We start from the raw sequence: 21,042 nt of genomic DNA, 5'->3' as shown, positions 1-21,042 counted from the left end.
AGAGCCAGCCCATGAGTTATCAGGTCTTAGCCCGTAAATGGCGCCCACAAACCTTTGCTGACGTCGTCGGCCAGGAACATGTGCTGACCGCACTGGCGAACGGCTTGTCGTTAGGGCGCATTCATCACGCTTATCTTTTTTCCGGTACCCGCGGGGTCGGGAAGACCTCCATCGCCCGTCTGCTGGCGAAAGGGTTAAACTGTGAAACCGGCATCACCGCCACCCCCTGCGGCGTGTGCGATAACTGCCGGGAAATTGAACAGGGGCGCTTTGTCGATCTGATTGAGATTGACGCCGCCTCGCGAACCAAAGTCGAAGATACCCGCGATCTGCTGGACAACGTCCAGTACGCGCCGGCCCGCGGCCGCTTTAAGGTCTATCTCATCGACGAAGTCCATATGCTGTCGCGTCACAGCTTCAACGCGTTGTTAAAAACGCTGGAGGAGCCGCCGGCGCACGTCAAATTCCTGCTGGCGACGACGGATCCGCAGAAGCTGCCGGTAACGATCTTATCCCGCTGCCTGCAGTTCCACCTGAAGGCGCTGGACGTTGAACAGATCCGCCATCAGCTGGAGCATATTCTTGGCGAAGAGCAGATTGCCTTTGAGCCCCGCGCGCTGCAGCTGTTGTCGCGGGCGGCCGATGGCAGCCTGCGCGATGCCTTAAGCCTGACCGATCAGGCGATTGCCAGTGGGGAAGGGCAGCTGACGGCCGCATCGGTGAGCACTATGCTCGGCACCCTTGATGACGATCAGGCGCTGTCGCTGATTGAAGCGCTGGTTGCTGCCGACGGCGAGCGGGTCATGGCGAGCGTCAATGACGCCGCCGCACGCGGCGTCGAGTGGGAGGCGCTGCTGGTCGAGATGCAGAGCCTGCTGCACCGCATCGCCATGGTTCAGCTGTCGCCTTCGGCGCTGGGCGCCGACATGGCCGCGGTCGAAGTGCGGATGCGCGAACTGGCGCGAACCGTACCGCCCGGCGACGTTCAGCTCTACTACCAAACGCTGCTGATTGGCCGCAAAGAGCTGCCTTACGCCCCGGACCGGCGGATGGGCGTCGAAATGACGCTGCTGCGTGCCCTGGCGTTTCATCCGCGTAAGCCGCTGCCGGAGCCGGAGGCGCAGCCGGCACAGGCCGCCGCGCCCGCGCCGCGTCAGCCGGTTGCCCCCGCCGCGCCGCCGCCACAGTCGCCGCAGAGTTTGCCGCCGACCACCAGCCAGGTGCTGGCGGCCCGCAGCCACCTGCAGCGCAGCCAGGGAGCAACCACCCCAAAAAAGAGTGAACCGGCAGCCGCTTCCCGCGCGCGGCCGGTGAATAACGCTGCGCTGGAGCGACTGAGTTCGATTACCGAGCGCGTCCAGGCTCGTCCGGCCGCGGCCGCGCTGGAGCAGGCCCCGGCGAAGAAAGAGGCCTATCGCTGGAAGGCGACGACGGTGGTGGAAGAGAGCAAAGTCGAAGTCGCCACGCCCAAAGCGCTGAAAAAGGCGCTGGAGCATGAGAAGACGCCGGAGCTGGCGGCCAAGCTCGCCGAAGAAGCGGTCGAGCGCGACAGCTGGGCGGCGGAAGTGAGCCAGCTGGCGGTACCGAAGCTGGTCGAGCAGGTGGCGCTCAACGCGTGGAAAGAGCAGGAGGGCAGCCGCGTCTGTCTGCATCTGCGTCCCAGCCAGCGCCACCTCAATTCCGCCAGCGCGCAGCAAAAGCTGGCTGAAGCGCTGGGGGTGTTGTACGGTACGCCGGTTGAATTGACCATCGTGGAAGACGATAATCCCGCGATGCGTACGCCGCTGGAGTGGCGGCAGGCTATTTATGAAGAGAAGCTCGCGCAGGCGCGCGAAGCCATTATCGCGGATAATAACATTCAGACCCTGCGTCGTTTCTTCGACGCCGATCTGGATGAAGAGAGTATTCGCCCCATTTGAATGCCAGTCTGACTGGCATTCAGTACCTTTAACGATGACTGACTGAGAGAGAAGCCTATGTTTGGTGGAAAAGGCGGCCTGGGTAACCTGATGAAGCAGGCCCAGCAGATGCAAGAGAAAATGCAGAAGATGCAGGAAGAGATCGCTCAGCTGGAAGTAACCGGCGAATCCGGCGCGGGTCTGGTGAAAGTGACCATTAACGGCGCGCACAACTGCCGCCGTGTGGAGATCGACCCAAGCCTGCTGGAAGACGACAAAGAGATGCTCGAAGATCTGGTGGCTGCCGCGTTCAACGACGCCGCGCGCCGTATCGAAGAGACCCAGAAAGAGAAGATGGCTTCCGTTTCTGCCGGTATGCAACTGCCGCCAGGCTTCAAGATGCCGTTCTGATGCAAACCAGCCCGCTGTTAACTCAGCTTATGGAAGCGCTGCGCTGTCTGCCGGGCGTTGGCCCGAAGTCGGCGCAGCGCATGGCGTTTACTCTGCTGCAGCGCGATCGCAGCGGCGGTATGCGCCTGGCGCAGGCGCTGACGCGCGCGATGTCGGAAATCGGCCACTGCGCCGATTGCCGCACCTTCACCGAGCAGGAGGTGTGCAATATTTGCAGCAACCCGCGTCGCCAGGAAAACGGTCAGATCTGCGTGGTGGAGAGTCCAGCGGACATCTATGCCATTGAGCAGACCGGGCAGTATTCCGGCCGCTACTTCGTGCTGATGGGGCACCTGTCGCCGCTCGACGGCATCGGGCCTGATGACATCGGGCTCGATCGCCTGGAGCAACGGCTGGAGGCGGAGTCGATCACCGAGGTGATCCTCGCCACCAACCCGACCGTTGAGGGCGAGGCGACGGCCAACTACATCGCAGAGCTGTGCGCGCAGTATGGCGTCGACGCCAGCCGAATCGCCCACGGCGTGCCGGTGGGCGGCGAGCTGGAGATGGTCGACGGCACCACGCTGTCCCACTCCCTGGCCGGTCGCCACAAGATTACTTTCTGAACAAATGGAGGCGGCCTTCGCCGCCTCCGCTTGAAAAATTTCCCCGCTGTCCCCATCTCCCACTCAACGGTTTTTTACCCATTTAAAATGGCATTGTTGAGGTTGAATCAGATGAAAGGACAAGAAACTCGTGGTTTTCAGTCAGAAGTAAAGCAGCTTCTGCACCTGATGATCCATTCCCTCTATTCCAACAAAGAAATCTTTCTGCGTGAGCTGATTTCCAACGCCTCTGATGCGGCCGATAAGCTGCGTTTCCGCGCGCTGTCGCAGCCGGATTTGTATGAGGGAGACGGCGAGCTGCGCGTGCGGGTTTCGTTTGATAAAGACAACCGCACCCTGACCATCGCCGATAACGGTATCGGTATGAACCGGGAAGAAGTTATCGACCATCTCGGCACCATCGCCAAATCCGGCACCAAAGCGTTCCTCGAATCGATGGGTTCCGACCAGGCGAAGGATAGCCAGCTGATCGGTCAGTTCGGCGTCGGCTTCTATTCGGCCTTCATCGTGGCGGACAAAGTGACCGTGCGTACCCGTGCGGCGGGCGACAAGCCGGAAAACGGCGTGTTCTGGGAATCCGCCGGCGAAGGCGAATATACCGTAGCTGATATCACCAAAGCCGATCGCGGCACCGAAATCACCCTGCATCTGCGCGAAGGCGAAGATGATTTCCTCAACGACTGGCGCGTGCGCTCTATCATCAGCAAATATTCCGACCATATCGCGCTGCCGGTTGAGATTGAAAAACGGGAAGAGAAAGACGGCGAAACCGTGGTTTCGTGGGAAAAAATCAACAAGGCGCAGGCCCTGTGGACCCGCAGCAAATCCGAAGTTAACGACGACGAATACAAAGAGTTTTATAAGCATATCGCTCACGACTACAGCGACCCGCTGACCTGGAGCCACAACCGCGTGGAAGGTAAGCAGGAGTACACCAGCCTGCTGTATATCCCGTCGCAGGCGCCGTGGGATATGTGGAACCGCGATCATAAACACGGCCTGAAGCTGTATGTGCAGCGTGTGTTCATCATGGACGACGCCGAGCAGTTTATGCCGAACTACCTGCGCTTCGTGCGCGGCCTGATCGATTCCAACGATCTGCCGCTGAACGTCTCCCGTGAAATCCTGCAGGACAGCAGCGTGACCCGCAACCTGCGCACCGCGCTGACCAAACGCGCGCTGCAGATGCTGGATAAGCTGGCGAAAGACGACGCTGAAAAATACCAAACCTTCTGGAAACAGTTCGGCCTGGTGCTGAAAGAGGGCCCGGCGGAAGATCCGAGCAACCAGGAAGCGATCGCCAAACTGCTGCGTTTCGCAACCACCCATACCGACTCCTCCGCGCAGACCGTGTCGCTGGAAGAGTATGTCTCGCGGATGAAAGAAGGGCAGGAGAAGATCTACTACATCACTGCCGACAGCTATGCGGCGGCGAAGAGCAGCCCGCACCTCGAACTGCTGCGTAAGAAAGGGATTGAAGTTCTGCTGCTCTCCGATCGCATCGACGAGTGGATGATGAGCTACCTGACCGAGTTCGACGGCAAAGCGTTCCAGTCTGTCGCTAAAGCCGACGAGTCGCTGGACAAGCTGGCGGATGAAGTGGACGAGTCCACCAAAGAAGCTGAAAAAGCGCTGGAGCCGTTCGTTGAGCGGGTGAAAAACCTGCTTGGCGACCGGGTGAAAGAGGTGCGTCTGACCCATCGTCTGACCGACACCCCGGCGATTGTCACTACCGATGCCGATGAGATGAGCACCCAGATGGCGAAGCTGTTCGCGGCAGCGGGCCAGGCGGCGCCGGAAGTGAAATACATCTTCGAACTGAACCCGGCGCATCAGCTGGTGAAACGCGCAGCTGATACCCAGGATGACGCCCAGTTCGGCGAATGGGTGGAACTGCTGCTGGATCAGGCGCTGCTGGCCGAGCGCGGCACGCTGGAAGATCCGAACCAGTTTATCCGCCGTATGAACCAGCTGCTGGCTTCCTGACGCGAACCTGAACGAGTAGCCCGGCCGAGCGACGCGACGCCGGGAACGGGATAAATGCCCCGTCTGAGCGATGTGCTCAGGCGGGGCATTTCACATTGGATTGCATAAAATATCTCACCATTAACCGTTTCAGCCGCACCGCCTTCCTTGAGCCATCGCCGTTCTGGTGGTATGGTTTAGCGTTTTTGAAAAATTGAATCGACTTTTGAGGGGATTTTCGTAATGCGTATTATTCTGCTTGGCGCTCCGGGCGCGGGTAAAGGAACTCAGGCTCAGTTCATCATGGAGAAATACGGTATTCCGCAAATCTCCACCGGCGATATGCTGCGCGCGGCGGTAAAATCCGGCTCTGAGCTCGGTAAGCAAGCGAAAGACATTATGGACGCTGGCAAGCTGGTGACCGATGAGCTGGTCATCGCGCTGGTGAAAGAGCGTATCGCCCAGGAAGATTGCCGTAACGGCTTCCTGCTGGACGGCTTCCCGCGGACCATTCCGCAGGCTGACGCCATGAAAGAGGCGGGCATTACCGTTGATTACGTGCTGGAATTCGACGTGCCGGACGAACTGATCGTCGACCGCATCGTTGGCCGTCGCGTCCACGCGGCATCCGGTCGCGTATACCACATCAAATTCAATCCGCCGAAGGTGGAAGGCAAAGACGACGTGACCGGCGAAGAGCTGACCACCCGTAAAGACGATCAGGAAGAGACCGTGCGTAAGCGTCTGGTAGAATACCATCAGATGACAGCGCCGCTGATCGGCTACTACACCAAAGAAGCGCAGGCGGGCAACACCAAATACGCCAAAGTCGACGGCACCAAAGCGGTAGCTGACGTGCGCGCCGAACTGGAAAAAATCCTCGGCTGATAAAGCCCTTTCTCATCCTGCTGCGGCAGGATGAGAACTCCTCTCATTTCTACCTTTTGCTATGATTGGTTCCGTTTAGCGCCATTTCAGCTACAATTGGCTGCGATTCAAATGGTTAAGAGGCGGTAATGCATCAGACGAAAACAGGTATCTTGCTGGCCAATTTAGGCACTCCCGATGCGCCCACCCCCGGGGCGGTGAAGCGCTATCTGCGACAATTCCTCAGCGACAAACGGGTGGTGGATACGTCTCGTCTGCTATGGTGGCCGCTGCTGCGCGGCGTCATACTGCCGATTCGCTCCCCGCGCGTGGCGAAGCTCTATCAGTCCGTGTGGATGGAAGAGGGATCGCCGCTGATGGTGTATAGTCGTCGCCAGCAGCAGGCGCTGGCTGCCAGGCTGCCGGATACCCCGGTGGCGCTGGGCATGAGCTATGGTTCACCGTCACTGGCCAGCGCGGTGGATGACTTACTGGCGCAGGGGGTGGAGCACATCGTGGTGCTGCCGCTGTATCCGCAATATTCCTGCTCGACGGTGGCCGCCGTCTGGGACGAACTGGCGCGGATTCTGGCGAAAAAGCACGCCATTCCGGGTATCTCGTTTATTCGCGACTATGCCGAACATCCGGACTATATCCATGCGCTGGCGGCCAGCGTGCGCGCTTCCTTCGCTGTCCATGGGGAACCGGATCTGCTGCTGCTCTCCTATCATGGGATCCCGCAGCGCTATGCCAACCAGGGCGATGATTATCCTCAGCGCTGTCGCGATACGACGCGGGAACTGGTTTCCGCGCTGGGGCTGCCGCCGGAGCGGGTGATGATGACTTTCCAGTCGCGCTTTGGCCGGGAACCCTGGCTGACCCCGTACACCGATGAAACGCTAAAGATGCTCGGCGAGAAAGGGACGAAGCATATTCAGGTGCTGTGCCCGGGGTTTGCCGCCGACTGTCTCGAAACGCTGGAAGAAATCGCCGTCCAGAACCGGGAAATATTCCTCGAAGCAGGCGGCAAGCAATATGAATATATTCCGGCGCTTAATGCGGACGCAGCGCATATTGAGATGATGGTCAATCTGACGGCGCCTTATCGCTGATCGCGCGCAGGGCGGGGAATATGCTACTATTTCCCGCTTGTTCCCTGTTATTTAAGCGCCACTATGAAATTTCCCGGTAAACGCAAATCTAAACACTATTTTCCCGTTAACGCCCGCGATCCGCTGCTGCAGCAAATTCAGCCGGAGAATGAATCCAGCGTCTCCTGGGTGGTCGGTATCGACCAGACGCTGGTGGATATCGAAGCGAAAGTGGATGAGGCGTTTATCGTGCGCTACGGCCTGAGCGCGGGCCATTCGCTGGTGATTGAAGATGACGTCGCCGAGGCGCTGTACCAGGAGCTGGTGCGCAACAATCTCATTACCCATCAGTTTGCCGGCGGCACCATCGGCAATACCATGCACAACTACTCGGTGCTGGCGGACGATCGCTCGGTGCTGCTTGGCGTGATGTGCAGCAATATCGAAATCGGCGGCTACGCCTATCGTTACCTGTGCAATACCTCCAGCCGCACCGATCTGAACTATCTGCAGGGCGTCGACGGCGCCATTGGCCGCTGCTTTACCCTGATCGGTGACAGCGGCGAGCGCACCTTCGCCATCAGCCCGGGCCACATGAACAAGCTGCGTCCGGAAAGCATTCCGGAAGCGGTGATCGCCGGCGCCTCGGCGCTGGTGCTGACCTCTTACCTGGTCCGCTGCAAGCCGGGCGAGCCGATGCCGGACGCGACGATGAAGGCTATTGAGTATGCCAAAAAGCACGATGTGCCGGTGGTGTTAACCCTCGGAACCAAATACGTGATTGCCGATAACCCGGCGTGGTGGCAGGAGTTCCTGCAGGAGCATGTCTCTATTCTGGCAATGAACGAAGAGGAAGGGGAAGCGCTGACCGGCTTTGCCGATCCGCTGTCAGCGGCGAATAAGGCGCTGGACTGGGTCGACCTGGTGCTGTGCACCGCCGGCCCGGCGGGCCTGTATATGGCGGGCTTCACCGAAGAAGAGGCGAAGCGTAAAACCCAGCATCCGCTGCTGCCGGGGGCGATCCCGGAGTTTAACCAGTTTGAATTCAGCCGCGCGATGCGTCACCAGGATTGCGTTAATCCGCTGCGCATATATTCCCATATCGCTCCCTATATGGGCGGCCCCGAGAAGATCATGAACACCAACGGCGCAGGCGACGGCGCGCTGGCGGCGCTGCTGCATGACATCACCGCCAATAACTACCACCGCAATAACGTACCCAACTCCAGCAAGCACAAATGCAAATGGCTGACCTACTCCTCGCTGGCGCAGGTGTGTAAATATGCCAACCGCGTGAGCTATCAGGTGCTGAACCAGCACTCGCCGCGTTTAACCCGCGGCCTGCCGGAGCGTGAGGACAGCCTGGAAGAGGCGTACTGGGATCGGTAAGCGCGTCCCTCTCCCGGCGGGGAGAGGGCAGTACATCAGCCGGTGACCACTTCGCCGGCCGGTGGCGTTTCCAGAAGCCGCAGCATGGCGCGGGCAATTTCCCGTTCGCCCATCACCACCTGATTGGCTCCGCGATCGATAATGTAGTCCACTTCGTCATCATAATGGGCGCGGGCGATAATCTCGATATTCGGACATTTTTCCCGTGCGGAAGCGACAATCTCTCCGGCCTCGTAGCCGTTAGGGATTGTCAGCAGCAGCCAGCGGGCGCAATCGAGATGCGCCAGCTCCATGATCTCTTCATTGGCGGCATTGCCGAGCACCGCGCTGATCCCGCGCTCGCGTAGCTCATCCACGCGGGTGCGCGAGGTTTCAACCACCACCAGCGGGATCCCCTGGGCCATCAGCTTCTCGCCCAGCAGGCTGCCGACGCGGCCGAAGCCGACCAACAGCGCGTGGTTGCAGATATCGACCGGCACCTGCTTCTCGTCTTCCAGGACCTCTTCCAGCGTCTGCTCGTCGAGGGTTTCGGTTTTATCGAGATATTTTTCCAGCAGGGTAAACAGCACCGGGTTGAGCATAATTGAGATGATCGCCCCGGCCAGCACCAGATTTTGTCCGGCCTGCGGCAGCAGGTTAAGCGCCATTCCCAGGCCGGCGAGAATAAAGGCAAACTCGCCAATCTGCGCCAGGCTGGCGGCGATGGTCAGCGCGGTGCGCGGCGAGTGACCAAACATCCGCACAAGGAAAAAGGCGGCTGCGGATTTACCAAAGATAATAATCGCCAGCGTCGCCAGCACCGCCAGCGGCTGTTGGACCAGCACCATCGGGTCAAACAGCATGCCGACGGAGACGAAGAACAGCACCGCGAAGGCGTCGCGCAGCGGCAGGGTGTCATGGGCGGCGCGGTGGCTGAGCTCGGATTCGTTAAGCACCATGCCGGCAAAGAAGGCGCCGAGGGCAAAAGAGACATCAAACAGCTCCACGGCGCCGAAGGCGATGCCCAGCGCCAGGGCCAGCACCGACAGAGTGAACAGCTCGCGTGAGCCGGTGGCGGCGCTGCGCGACATGATCCACGGCACCAGCCGGCGGCCGACCAGCATCATAATGGCGATAAAGGCCACCACTTTGCCAATGGTGATCCCGAGGTCGAGGGCCAGGGACGCGAAGCCGACGTTGCCTTTCTCCGCCATACCGGCAATCGCCGGCAGCAGGACCAGCGTCAGGACCATCACCAGGTCTTCCACAATCAGCCAGCCGATGGCGATTTGCCCGCGCTGGCTGTCAATCAGTTGTCGTTCCTCCAGCGCGCGCAGCAGCACTACGGTACTGGCAGTGGAGAGGCACAGGCCAAAGACGATGCCGGTCATCAGCGACCAGCCGAGGGCGGCGGAGAGCGCCATACCCAGCAGCGTCGCCACGGCTATCTGGGCGATAGCCCCGGGGATGGCGATCGATTTTACCGCCATCAGGTCTTTAAGTGAGAAATGCAGCCCGACGCCGAACATCAGCAGAATGACGCCAAGTTCCGCCAGTTCCGGAGCCAGTTTGGTGTCAGCAACAAAGCCAGGGGTGAAAGGTCCGGCCAGCACGCCCGCTAAGAGATATCCCACCAGAGGAGAAATACGTAGCTTATTGGCAATCATGCCGAGAATAAAGGCGAGCACGAGGCCGCCGACAATGGTGGTGATAAGCGGTGTTGCGTGGTGCATTCCGTCTCCTTTCCAGTGGTGTATCGGTCCATTTTGCTACCCTGTCCGGGTAATAGTTTATGACAAAAACGTTCACTTTGTTTATGAATAATTCTTGAGTTGTGCAAAAAAATGCAATTAGCCGATGAAAAGGCACAGAAGGGAAAATGGCGGGGGGAAATCGTGGAACAGGCTGATGACACAAGGGTTAACGGCGGCCAGGGTTGCACTTTGGCCGCCGAATAATCAGGCTTTTTGCCGGTTATCAGGAAGGAATATCGTCAGGAATCCCAGCAGCGGCAGGAAGGCGCAGATTTTATAAACCAGATCGATGCTGGTATGGTCCGCCAGCAGGCCTAACACCGCGGCGCCAAGGCCGCCCATGCCAAAGGCGAAGCCGAAAAACAGGCCAGAAACCATGCCGATGCGTCCCGGCAGCAGTTCCTGCGCATAGACCAGAATAGCGGAAAAGGCCGAGGCGAGGATAAAACCAATGATCACCGTTAAAATCCCCGTCCATTCAAGGCTGGCGTAGGGTAAAACAAGGGTGAAAGGCGCTACGCCGAGGATAGAGCCCCAAATCACATATTTACGCCCAATTTTATCGCCAACAGGCCCGCCAATTACCGTCCCGGCAGCCACTGCGAACAGGAAGGCAAACAGATGAAGCTGAGCGTTTTGCACCGTTAAGCCGAATTTATGCATCAGATAAAAGGTGTAATAGCTGCTAATGCTCGCCATATAGAAATATTTCGAGAAAATCAGCATCAGCAGAATGCCTACCGCCAGAATAACCTTCTTGCGCGGCAGCGGATTAACGATGGCCGGTTTCGGTTTGCCCTTATTCATTCGATGCTGCGCGGCATACCAGCGGCTGATTTGCGACAGCACGACAATAGCCAGCAGAGCGGCCAGCACAAACCAGGCGACGTTGCCTTTGCCGTACGGGGCGATGATCACCGCCGCCAGCAATGGGCCAAGCGAGCTGCCGAAATTGCCGCCCACCTGGAACAGCGACTGGGCCAGGCCGTGACGGCCGCCGGAGGCCATCCGCGCCACGCGGGATGATTCCGGATGGAAAACCGAGGAGCCGGTACCTACCAGCGCGGCGGCCAGCAGCACCATGCCGAAGCTACCGGCCAGCGCGAGGAGAATCAAACCGCAGAGGGTGAAGCACATGCCCACCGGCAGCGACCACGGCATCGAGCGTTTATCGGTGATGTAGCCAATCACCGGCTGGAATAGCGATGAGGTGAGCTGGAAGGTCAGGGTGATCATGCCGATCTGCACGAAGGTAAGGGAGAACTCCGCCTGCAGCAGCGGGTAGATAGCGAGAATAAGCGACTGGATCATATCGTTAAGCAAATGGGACAGGCTGATCGCGCCTAAGATGCCAAACGAGGTGCGTGCTTTTTGCGGCGGCGCAGCGGGGCCGGACAAGGGTTGAGCGGATTGGTTGGTTGTCATAGGTTCACTTCAGCGAGTTCTATTTGTTGTAGAGAATGCAGGTTGATACCCTAAATAATTCGAGTTGCAGGAAGGCGGCGACGCAGCGAATCCCCAGGAGCTTACTCAAGTAAGTGACTGGGATGAGCGAGGAAAGCCAACGCACATGCAACTTGAAGTATGACGGGTAGAATTATTATCCGACTAACATACCTGTTGATAAGGTTTGAAGGAAGTCGCAATTCTGAAAACATATTTGTCAACGCGACTAACTCGCTATACTTTCGGCACTTGGGATTAAGTCAGGGAGTGAAGCATGCATTATTTCAAACACAGCGTAGCGCTGGCGCTATTCGCCGCTTTATCGCTGGGCAGCCTGTCGGCACAGGCCTATGAGCAGGATAAAACCTATAAAATTACCATCCTGCACACCAACGATCACCACGGCCATTTCTGGCGCAATGACTACGGCGAATATGGCCTGGCGGCGCAGAAAACGCTGGTCGATGGCATCCGTAAAGAGGTGGCGGCGGAAGGGGGAAGCGTCCTGCTGTTATCCGGCGGCGATATTAATACCGGCGTACCGGAGTCTGATTTACAGGATGCAGAGCCCGATTTTCGCGGCATGAACCTGATCGGCTACGACGCGATGGCGGTGGGAAACCATGAATTCGATAATCCGCTGAGCGTACTGCGCCAGCAGGAAAAGTGGGCTAAGTTCCCGTTCCTGTCGGCCAATATTTATCAGAAAAGCACCGGCGAACGGCTGTTCAAACCCTGGGCGTTGTTTAAGCGCGGTGGGCTGAAAATCGCGGTGATTGGCTTAACCACCGACGATACGGCCAAGATTGGCAATCCGGAATATTTCACCGATATTGAATTCCGCAAACCGGCGGAAGAGGCGAAGCTGGTTATCCAGGAGCTGCAGCAGAATGAAAAGCCGGACGTGATCCTGGCCACCACCCATATGGGCCATTACGACAATGGCAACCACGGCTCTAACGCGCCGGGCGATGTTGAAATGGCGCGGAGTTTACCTGCGGGATCGCTGGCGATGATCGTCGGCGGTCACTCGCAGGATCCGGTATGCATGGCGGCGGAAAATAAAAAGCAGGTCGATTATGTGCCAGGCACCCCGTGCGCTCCGGATCGTCAGAACGGCATCTGGATCGTCCAGGCGCATGAGTGGGGCAAATACGTCGGCCGCGCCGATTTTGAGTTCCGCAACGGCGAGATGAAGCTGGTGCACTATCAGCTGATCCCGGTCAACCTGAAGAAAAAAGTGACTTACGATAACGGCCAAAGCGAGCGGGTGCTGTATACGCCGCAGATCGCCGAGAACCCGCAGATGATGTCGCTGCTGACGCCGTTCCAGAACAAAGGCAAGGCGCAGCTGCAGGTCAAAATCGGCAGCGTGAATGGTCATCTGGAGGGCGACCGCAGTAAAGTGCGCTTTGTGCAGACCAATATGGGCCACCTGCTGCTGGCGGCGCAAATGGCGCGCAGCAACGCGGATTTCGCGGTGATGAGCGGCGGCGGGATCCGCGACTCCATTGAGGCGGGGGATATCACCTACAAAGATGTGATGAAGGTCCAGCCGTTCGGCAATGTGCTGACCTATGTCGATATGAACGGCAAGGAGGTAGTGGATTACCTGACCGCCGTCGCGCAGATGAAGCCGGATTCCGGCGCTTATCCGCAGTTTGCCAACGTCAGTTTCGTGGCCAAAGACGGTAAGCTGAACGATCTGAAAATCAAAGGCGAACCGGTGGATCCGGCGAAGACCTATCGGATGGCGACGCTGAGCTTTAACGCCACCGGCGGCGATGGCTATCCGAACATCGCCGATAAACCCGGGTATGTGAATACCGGCTTTATCGATGCCGAAGTGCTGAAAGAGTATATCGAGAAGAACTCGCCGCTGGATGCCGCCGCCTATGAGCCGAAAGGCGAGGTGAGCTGGCAGTAAGCCTGGGCTTCAGGTTGGCTATTTCCCCGGTGGCGCTACGCTTACCGGGGCTACAAGTTGGGTATCCCGGATAAGGCGCGTGCGCCGCTATCCGGGATCGTTTTATCAATCGCGGCGGGCGATATCGGCGAACTTCGCATCGAGAAGCTGCGCCAGATCGCTGGCCGCCAGCTCAATATCCAGCCCGCGTTTGCCGCCGGAAATATAGATGGTGGCAAATTCCTGCGCCGGGGCGTCAATCACCGTCGGCAGGCGCTTCTTCTGCCCCAGCGGACTGATGCCGCCCACCAGATAGCCGGTGATACGCTGCGCCACCATCGGGTCGGCCATGTCGACTTTCTTAGCGCCCAGCGCTTTCGCCACTTTCTTCAAATCCAGCTGCCCGGCGACCGGAGTGACGGCCACCGCCAGATGCTTCATATCGCCGTTCACGGCGACCAGCAAGGTCTTGTAAACCTGGTCGGCATTGAGGCCGAGCTTGCGCACCACTTCATCTCCGAAGTTGGTCTCATTGGGATCGTGATCGTAACTGTGGATCTGAAAGGAAATTTTGTTTTTTTCGAGTAATTTAACGGCGGGAGTCATAGCTATCCTTCTTACCAACCGGTTTTGCGTGACGTCAGAATACGCCCGCAGGTTGTCTAAAAAATAGTACCATCTTGCGCAATAGTGTTGGCAGTGATGGTCACTTTGAGCGACAATCAGACGATCCGGGATGCAAATCCCGGGATAATAATAATGATGAAATTCCTCTTTGACGGGCCAATAGCAATATTGGCCATTTTTTTTATGTCAGCATATCCGGCAGATTCCCTTCGCCATACAGGTGCAGCGCGCCGACGGCAACCACGTAGCGCCCCGGCGGCAAGGCCAGCAGCGTCTCGCGCCAGGCGAGGTTGCGCTGGTGCATCAGCACATCATATAAAGACTGGCTAAAGGTCGTCGGCAGCGATACCGCGCCGCGCGACGGCGGTTGCTCCAGCCACCAGCCGATCATGACCTGCAGTAAACGGGCGTTGGTGCGCCAGTGGGTCAGCGTATCCTCCAGCAGCGCCATCCCCCCGTCGGGCAGATCGCGCAGCAGCGCGATTTGGCTGTCGGCGCCTTCCAGCTCCATCACCGCTATGTTGCTCTCGCGGGCGGCCATCAGCAACTGATAATCGATGCCGTAATCCGGTCGCAGCCCCAGCTTCTGCGCCTGGGTGGCCTGCAGGACCATCGCCACCTGCCACAGCGGCTGGCTGTCGAACAGCCCGACCGACAGGCCCAGCTCGCCGGCTCGCGCCTCTAGCTCGCTCAGCTGCGCATCGCTCAGGCGTTCCGCCAGCGGTGGGTAAGTGGGGAGATTGCTAAACGGGGTTTCATTGCCGCTGATATCGGCCTCGACGATTAACGCATCGGCCTGGCGTATTTTTTTCAGAAGCTTTGCCGGCGGCGGCGCCATGTCGCGGGTGCCCATATGGATACTGCCGACGAGGTGCAAATAGCGTTCGCCGGGCAGGACGATATCCATCGCAGGCCAGGAATAAGACGAGCCGACGGCGGCTCGCCACAGCATTTTTATCCGGTTTAACAGGCCCATACGCGCTCCGAAGTGTGAGGACTTCATGCTAGCGCATATGGTGATACACGTCACCCTTCCGGCGGGCTTTTCTTGTCCCGGCAAAAAAACGGGCGTCGAACAACGTCGGCGCCCGTTTCATCTGACAGCGTTTACTCTTTTGGTTTAAAGCGCAGCAGGCGGTTGGCGTTACTCACCACGGTGATCGACGACAGCGCCATCGCCGCGCCGGCGACCACCGGGTTGAGCAGGGTGCCGGTCAGCGGCCAGAGGATCCCGGCGGCAATCGGGATACCCAGCGAGTTGTAGACAAACGCGCCCAGCAGGTTCTGCTTCATATTGCGTAACGTTGCTTTCGAAATCGCCAGCGCATCGGCCACGCCGTGAAGACTATGGCGCATCAGGGTGATCGCCGCGGTTTCAATAGCGACATCGCTGCCGCCGCCCATGGCGATCCCGACATCCGCCTGGGCCAGCGCCGGGGCGTCGTTAATCCCATCGCCAACCATCGCCACTTTGTGCCCCTGGCTCTGCAGACGCTTAATGGCATCGGCTTTACCGTCCGGTAGCACGCCGGCGATCACTTCATCAATGCCGGCTTCTTTGGCGATAGCCTTCGCGGTGGTGGGGTTATCCCCGGTAAGCATCACCAGCCGGTAGCCCTGCCGATGCAAACGCGCCAGGGCGTCGACGCTGTCTTCGCGCAGCGGGTCGCGGATGGCGAACAGCGCGGTGGCCTGACCATCCACCGCCAGCAGCACCGGCGTGGCGCCGCGTGAGGCCTGGGCTGTCATCTCGCTTTCCACCTCGGCGGTATTGATATGCTGCTCGTTGAGCAGCGCCTGGTTACCGAGCAGCAGACGATGACCTTCCGCCTCGCCGCTGACGCCAAGGCCGCGCAGGGTGCGGAAGCCGCTGACTTCCGGCAATGGGCCGTCGGCAGCTTTATCAAGGATCGCTCGCGCCAGCGGATGGCTTGAGCCCTGCTCCAGCGCGGCGGCAAGACGCAGCGCGGTATGCTCATCAACGCCAGCGAAAGTTTTCACCGCCACCACCTGCGGCTTGCCTTCGGTCAGGGTGCCGGTTTTATCGAAAACCAGGGTGTCGAGTTCACTGGCGCGCTGCAGCGCATCGGCATCGCGCACCAGCACGCCGTACTCCGCCGCCCGGCCAACGCCGGAGATAATCGACATCGGCGTCGCCAGGCCTAAGGCGCACGGACAGGCGATAATCAGTACTGTGGTGGCAATGACCAGGGTATAGACGATCTGCGGCGCCGGGCCGAAGAAGTACCAGATCGCAGCGCTAATCAGCGCAATGACGACCACCGCCGGAACAAATACGGCGGAGATTTTATCCGCCAGCTGGCCGATCTCCGGTTTGCTGCTCTGCGCCTGGCGCACCATGCGGATAATTCTTGCCAGCGTGGTCTGGCTGCCGACGGCGCTGGCGGTAAACAGCACGCTGCCATCCTGCACCACGGTCCCGGCGTGAATGGCGTCGCCATCGCCTTTTTGCTGCGGCACCGGTTCGCCGGTGAGCATCGCTTCATCAAACCAGGCTTCGCCCTGGCTTATCATGCCGTCGACCGGGACGCGGTCGCCGGTAGTCAGGCGCAGCGTCATGCCGGCCTGAACTTCCGCGAGCGGCAGATCTTTCTCGCCCTCGGGCGTGACGACCCGCGCCGAAGGCGGCGTCAGGTCGAGCAGTTTTTCCAGCGCTTTCGAGGAGCGCTGACGCGCGCGGGCCTCCAGCATATGGCCGAGGTTAATCAGGCCGATAATCATCGCGCTGGCTTCGTAATAGAGATGGCGGGCTTCCATCGGGAACCACTGCGGCCACAGGTTGACGCTCATCGAGTACAGCCAGGCGACGCCGGTGCCGAGCGCCACCAGCGTATCCATGGTGGCGGTGCCGTTTTTCAGGCTTTTCCACGCGCTGCGGTAGAAGTGGTCGCCGGCGAAGACCATGACGGCGAGGGTGACAAGGCCGATAACCAGCCACAGCGAACGGTTGTCGTCGCTGACCATCATGTTATCGCCGATCATGCCCCAGACCATCACCGGCACGCCGACCAGCAGGGCGACAATCGCCTGCCAGCGAAAACGTTTCATCGTCGCGAGGGCGGTTTCCTGTTGGCGTTCGCGGCGTTGCAGATCGTCTTCGATCGCCTCCGCGCCATAGCCGGCTTTCTCCACCGCCTGCACTAATTCTGCGGCGGACGCACTGCCCATCACTAGCGCCGTGCGTTCCGCCAGGTTAACCCGCGCCTGTGAGACGCCCGGCACCGCGGCAAGCGCGTTTTGTACCCGGGAGACGCAGCTGGCGCAGCTCATGCCGTTGATCAGCAGCTGTTGACTGTCATCTTCGTCATGGGCTGCCGGAAGCTCAGGAGTGGCCGCTGTCAGTGCTTCCGACGGGATTGATGATTCTGCCAGCGGTTTAGCCTTTGGGTGGCTGAGCTCCGCGCCGTATCCGGCTTGTTTAACGGTATCAATCAGCGCTTGCGCGCTGGCGCTGCCCGTCACATGGGCTTCAGTGAGGGTTACTTCCGCTTGCTCAACGTCAGGACGCTGCTCCAGACTCTCTTTCACGCGTTTGACGCAGTGGCCGCAGGAGAGGCCATCCAGCGTCAGGTCGATAGTGTTAGACATAAATAACTCCTGAATAATTTTCCGGTCAACGATTGACCAGACCCACTCTTTCATCGAGTATTAAGAAGGTTAAACCTTCCAGCAAGGGGAAGGTCAAGGAGAAAAAATGAATATCAGCGATGTGGCGAAAAAAACCGGCTTAACCAGCAAAGCGATTCGTTTTTATGAAGAGAAGGGGCTGGTGACGCCGCCGTTGCGGAGCGAAAACGGCTACCGCACCTATAGCCAGCAGCATCTCGATGAACTGACGCTGCTGCGCCAGGCGCGGCAGGTGGGGTTTAACCTGGAAGAGTGCCGCGAGCTGGTGGCACTGTTCAACGACCCGTCGCGGCACAGCGCCGATGTGAAAAAACGCACGCTGGAGAAAGTGGCGGATATCGAGAACCATATCCGCGAGCTGCAAAATATGCGCGCGCACCTGCTGGCGCTGGCCGAATCCTGCCCCGGCGACGACAGCGCGGAGTGCCCGATTATCGATAATCTTTCCGGCTGCTGCCATCGCAAGGCGCAGGCTTAACGGACGGCGGGTCTGATTCGTAGCGTAATCCCTTCTACGGCAATCACTTCAACCTTGCTGCCCGCCGCGAAGTCTTCATCGGCAATCACCGGCCAGGAGCTGTCGCCCACGCGGACGTGGCCGCGGCCGTTCACCAGCGGGGCATCCAGCGTCAGGCGGCGGCCCACCAGTTGCTGCCCGCGCTGGTTGAGCTGGGCATCGGCCGGGCGCTGCGTTTTGACGCGCTTGCGCAGCCATTTCGACCACAGCCACGCCGCCAGCAGGGTGAGAACGGCAAACAGCGTGCCTTGCCATTCCCAGCTCAGCGGCAGGAGCCAGGTCAGGGCGCCGGTCACCACGCCGGCGACGCCGCTCCACAGCAGGTATCCGCTGCCGCCCAGCATCTCGGCCGCCAGCAGCAGCCCGCCGAGGCTTAGCCAGAACAGATGGGGGTGTGTGAGGATCATGCCGATCATGATTTTTTCCGATCGCCAGCGCCTTCTTTGATCAGCTCGCTGATCCCGGCGATCGATCCCATCAGGCTGCTGGCATCCAGCGGCATCAATACCACTTTGCTGTTGTTAGCGGCGCCAATCTGCTGCAGCGCATCGGTGTATTTCTGCGCCACGAAGTAGTTGATCGCCTGAATATCGCCTGAGGCGATCGCCGAGGAGACCATTTGGGTGGCGCGGGCTTCCGCTTCGGCGGACCGTTCGCGAGCCTCCGCCTGCAGGAACGCGGACTGCCGTTCGCCCTCGGCCTTGAGGATCTGCGACTGCTTTTCCCCTTCCGCTTTCAGAATTTCCGCCTGTCGCACCCCTTCGGCCTCAAGGATGTACGCGCGTTTGGTACGTTCGGCTTTCATCTGGGCGTTCATCGAGGCGATAAGCTCCGCCGGCGGGCGAACGTCGCGAATTTCGACGCGGGTGATTTTCACCCCCCACGGGTTGGTGGCGTCGTCAACGATATGCAGCAGGCGGGTGTTAATGCTGTCGCGCTGGGAGAGCATTTCGTCCAGCTCCATTGAGCCGAGCACGGTACGGATGTTGGTCATCGTCAGGTTGACGATCGCCTGCTCAAGATTGCTGACCTCGTAGGCGGCCTTTGGCGCGTCGATCACCTGAATAAAACAGACCGCGTCGATGGTGACGTTGGCGTTATCCCGGGAGATAACCTCCTGCGAGGGGATATCGAGCACCTGCTCCATCATGTTCACTTTGCGGCCGATACGGTCCATAAACGGCACGACTAAGCTTAATCCCGGCTGCAGCGTCTGGGTAAAACGCCCGAAGCGCTCCACCGTCCACTGGTAGCCCTGCGGGACAATTTTCACCGCCGCGGCCACAATAACCAGCGCGACGAAAATAAGGATAGGAATAAAAATTAGCATCAAAAACCTCCTGTCTTGTTGCCTGGCGGGGCGCTACAAGGAAATAGCGCATGTTTAAACTGAGTATATCTTTCTCCTCATCCTGGAGAAAGGAAAGTGCGATAAACTAGCGGTGTTTCAGAAAATAATCAGGAAGACTCATGAAGGAAAATAACGCGCTTTTGCGTCTCGACGGTGTGGGGTTTAAGACCGACGACGCCGTTATTTTACACAATATCAATTTTCAGCTTCGCGCCGGAGAATTCAAGTTGATTACCGGCCCTTCCGGCTGCGGGAAAAGTACCTTGCTGAAGATTATCGCCTCGCTGCTCAGCCCAACCTCCGGGCGCCTGTTCTTCGACGATGCGGATGTCGCGACGCTGTCGCCGGAAAGGTATCGCCAACAGGTCTCTTACTGCGCGCAGACGCCGGCCCTGTTCGGTGATTCGGTTTACGATAATCTGATTTTTCCGTGGCAGATCCGCAATAAACAACCGGAACCGCAGGCGCTGCTGGCCGACCTGCAGCGCTTTGGCCTTGACGAAAATATGCTGGAAAAATCCATTAACGAACTGTCCGGAGGGGAAAAGCAGCGCGTATCGCTGATCCGCAATCTACAATTTCTGCCGCGCGTGCTGCTGCTGGACGAAATTACCAGCGCGCTGGATGAAAGTAATAAACAGAATGTGAATGAAATTATTCATGGCTACGTAACGGAAAAACAGGTCGCTGTTCTGTGGGTCACCCACGATCGCAATGAAATTTCGCATGCCGATGAAGTGATTACGCTGCAACCTGCCGGCGGAAATATGCAGGAGGTACAGCATGAACGGGCATAACATTACGAACGAATCGCTGGCGCTGTCGATGGTGCTGGTGCTGATCGCTATTCTGGTCAGCTATCGGGAAAAGCTGGCGCTGGAAAAAGATATTATCTGGAGTATTTGCCGGGCGATCGTGCAGCTGATAATCGTCGGCTATGTGCTGAAATATATCTTTAACGTCAATCATGCGGTTCTGACGCTGTTGATGGTGCTGTTTATCTGCTTTAACGCGGCATGGAATGCGAAGAAGCGCAGTAAATATATCGACAAAGCTTTTATCTCGTCGTTTATCGCCATCACTACTGGCGCTGGACTAACGCTGGCGGTACTGGTGTTTTCTGGCTTGATCGCCTTCGTGCCGATGCAGGTGATCCCGATTGCCGGGATGGTGGCCGGGAACGCCATGGTGGCGGTGGGGCTGTGCTACAACAATATGGGCCAGCGCTTCAGCAGCGAGCAGCAGCAGATTCAGGAGAAACTGAGCCTCGGCGCGACGCCGAAGATGGCCTCAGCGCGGCTGATTCGCGAGAGCATTCGCGCGTCATTGATTCCCACCGTCGATTCGGCGAAAACGGTCGGTCTGGTGAGCTTGCCTGGGATGATGTCGGGGCTGATTTTTGCCGGTATTGACCCGGTGAAGGCGATTAAGTACCAGATCATGGTGACCTTTATGCTGCTGTCGACCGCCAGCCTGTCGACGATTATCGCCGGCTATTTGACCTACCGGAAGTTCTTCAACGCCCGCCATCAGCTGGTGGTGACGCAGCTGAAAAAGCGCCCGTGAACGATCCCGGGTTGCGGCGTTC

Annotated in this window: 18 protein-coding genes and 1 other annotated feature; of the genes, 11 read left to right on the top strand and 7 right to left on the bottom strand. The window is 58.8% G+C overall.

Annotation, left to right across the window (positions count from 1 at the left end; translation table 11 throughout):
- The first annotated feature begins 11 nt into the window (after window positions 1-11).
- The 7 genes from dnaX (at window position 12) to KB892_RS19460 (ending at window position 8,226) form a co-directional block, all read left to right on the top strand.
- Window positions 12-1,919, top strand: coding sequence for a DNA polymerase III subunit gamma/tau (gene dnaX / locus KB892_RS19490; protein ID WP_004151328.1), 1,908 nt, complete (start codon window positions 12-14; stop codon window positions 1,917-1,919).
- Window positions 1,252-1,316 (top strand) — a sequence feature (DnaX frameshifting element). (Overlaps the previous gene by 65 nt.)
- 57 nt (window positions 1,920-1,976) lie before the next feature.
- On the top strand, window positions 1,977-2,309 hold the full coding sequence (locus tag KB892_RS19485; RefSeq protein ID WP_002892173.1) for a YbaB/EbfC family nucleoid-associated protein: 333 nt from the start codon (window positions 1,977-1,979) through the stop codon (window positions 2,307-2,309).
- On the top strand, window positions 2,309-2,914 hold the full coding sequence (gene recR / locus KB892_RS19480; protein WP_002892177.1) for a recombination mediator RecR: 606 nt from the start codon (window positions 2,309-2,311) through the stop codon (window positions 2,912-2,914). The genes KB892_RS19485 and recR overlap by 1 nt, the downstream gene beginning before the upstream one ends.
- A 111-nt stretch (window positions 2,915-3,025) precedes the next feature.
- Window positions 3,026-4,900 (top strand): molecular chaperone HtpG, encoded by a 1,875-nt coding sequence (htpG, locus tag KB892_RS19475; RefSeq protein ID WP_002892181.1) that lies wholly within the window; start codon window positions 3,026-3,028, stop codon window positions 4,898-4,900.
- A 222-nt stretch (window positions 4,901-5,122) separates the two neighbouring features.
- Window positions 5,123-5,767, top strand: coding sequence for an adenylate kinase (adk, locus tag KB892_RS19470; protein WP_002892184.1), 645 nt, complete (start codon window positions 5,123-5,125; stop codon window positions 5,765-5,767).
- 128 nt (window positions 5,768-5,895) lie between these two features.
- Window positions 5,896-6,858, top strand: a complete 963-nt coding sequence (gene hemH, locus KB892_RS19465) for a ferrochelatase (RefSeq protein WP_206659706.1) — start codon at window positions 5,896-5,898, stop codon at window positions 6,856-6,858.
- A 63-nt stretch (window positions 6,859-6,921) separates the two neighbouring features.
- A complete protein-coding gene (locus KB892_RS19460; RefSeq protein ID WP_002892192.1) occupies window positions 6,922-8,226 on the top strand; it encodes an inosine/guanosine kinase in 1,305 nt (434 codons plus the stop codon).
- 35 nt (window positions 8,227-8,261) lie between these two features.
- Here KB892_RS19460 and ybaL read toward each other — a convergent pair whose 3' ends face one another.
- Together ybaL and KB892_RS19450 are read right to left on the bottom strand one after the other, a co-directional pair.
- A complete protein-coding gene (ybaL, locus tag KB892_RS19455; protein ID WP_002892195.1) occupies window positions 8,262-9,938 on the bottom strand; it encodes a YbaL family putative K(+) efflux transporter in 1,677 nt (558 codons plus the stop codon).
- 225 nt (window positions 9,939-10,163) lie between these two features.
- Window positions 10,164-11,384, bottom strand: coding sequence for an MFS transporter (locus KB892_RS19450; protein ID WP_002892200.1), 1,221 nt, complete (start codon window positions 11,382-11,384; stop codon window positions 10,164-10,166).
- A gap of 295 nt (window positions 11,385-11,679) precedes the next feature.
- Here KB892_RS19450 and ushA point away from each other — a divergent pair, with 295 nt between their 5' ends.
- Window positions 11,680-13,332 (top strand): bifunctional UDP-sugar hydrolase/5'-nucleotidase UshA, encoded by a 1,653-nt coding sequence (gene ushA, locus KB892_RS19445; protein ID WP_002892203.1) that lies wholly within the window; start codon window positions 11,680-11,682, stop codon window positions 13,330-13,332.
- A gap of 105 nt (window positions 13,333-13,437) precedes the next feature.
- Here the strand turns inward: ushA and ybaK are convergent, their stop codons facing one another.
- From ybaK to copA, 3 genes are all read right to left on the bottom strand, one after another.
- Complete coding sequence (ybaK, locus tag KB892_RS19440; protein ID WP_002892205.1) at window positions 13,438-13,917, bottom strand: Cys-tRNA(Pro)/Cys-tRNA(Cys) deacylase YbaK; 480 nt, start codon at window positions 13,915-13,917, stop codon at window positions 13,438-13,440.
- A 202-nt stretch (window positions 13,918-14,119) separates the two neighbouring features.
- Window positions 14,120-14,914, bottom strand: coding sequence for a TraB/GumN family protein (locus KB892_RS19435; RefSeq protein ID WP_004151327.1), 795 nt, complete (start codon window positions 14,912-14,914; stop codon window positions 14,120-14,122).
- A gap of 131 nt (window positions 14,915-15,045) precedes the next feature.
- Entirely contained in the window at window positions 15,046-17,547 is a 2,502-nt protein-coding gene (gene copA / locus KB892_RS19430; RefSeq protein ID WP_004151326.1) for a copper-exporting P-type ATPase CopA, read from the bottom strand.
- A 106-nt stretch (window positions 17,548-17,653) separates the two neighbouring features.
- Between copA and cueR the strand changes: the two genes are divergently transcribed.
- Window positions 17,654-18,064 carry a Cu(I)-responsive transcriptional regulator gene (cueR, locus tag KB892_RS19425; protein WP_002892208.1) on the top strand — a complete coding sequence of 137 codons (411 nt, stop codon included), beginning with the start codon at window positions 17,654-17,656 and terminating at the stop codon, window positions 18,062-18,064.
- On the opposite strand, the gene KB892_RS19420 is transcribed toward cueR, so the two are convergent.
- Together KB892_RS19420 and KB892_RS19415 are read right to left on the bottom strand one after the other, a co-directional pair.
- Window positions 18,061-18,519 (bottom strand): NfeD family protein, encoded by a 459-nt coding sequence (locus tag KB892_RS19420; protein ID WP_004151325.1) that lies wholly within the window; start codon window positions 18,517-18,519, stop codon window positions 18,061-18,063. The two genes, cueR and KB892_RS19420, sit on opposite strands and share 4 nt — an antisense overlap.
- Window positions 18,516-19,433 carry an SPFH domain-containing protein gene (locus tag KB892_RS19415; RefSeq protein ID WP_002892258.1) on the bottom strand — a complete coding sequence of 306 codons (918 nt, stop codon included), beginning with the start codon at window positions 19,431-19,433 and terminating at the stop codon, window positions 18,516-18,518. The genes KB892_RS19420 and KB892_RS19415 overlap by 4 nt, the downstream gene beginning before the upstream one ends.
- A 140-nt stretch (window positions 19,434-19,573) precedes the next feature.
- On the opposite strand from KB892_RS19415, the gene fetA reads away from it, so the two are divergent.
- A complete protein-coding gene (fetA, locus tag KB892_RS19410) occupies window positions 19,574-20,251 on the top strand; it encodes an iron efflux ABC transporter ATP-binding subunit FetA (protein WP_002892260.1) in 678 nt (225 codons plus the stop codon).
- A complete protein-coding gene (fetB, locus tag KB892_RS19405; protein WP_002892262.1) occupies window positions 20,238-21,020 on the top strand; it encodes an iron efflux ABC transporter permease subunit FetB in 783 nt (260 codons plus the stop codon). The genes fetA and fetB overlap by 14 nt, the downstream gene beginning before the upstream one ends.
- The last annotated feature ends 22 nt before the right edge of the window (window positions 21,021-21,042 follow it).

This window comes from Klebsiella sp. P1927 (assembly GCF_018204675.1).
GTDB classification, from domain to species: Bacteria; Pseudomonadota; Gammaproteobacteria; order Enterobacterales; family Enterobacteriaceae; genus Klebsiella; species Klebsiella pneumoniae.
The sequence above is the reverse complement of the archived record's forward strand: the minus strand, read 5'-3'. Positions and strand labels throughout refer to the sequence as shown.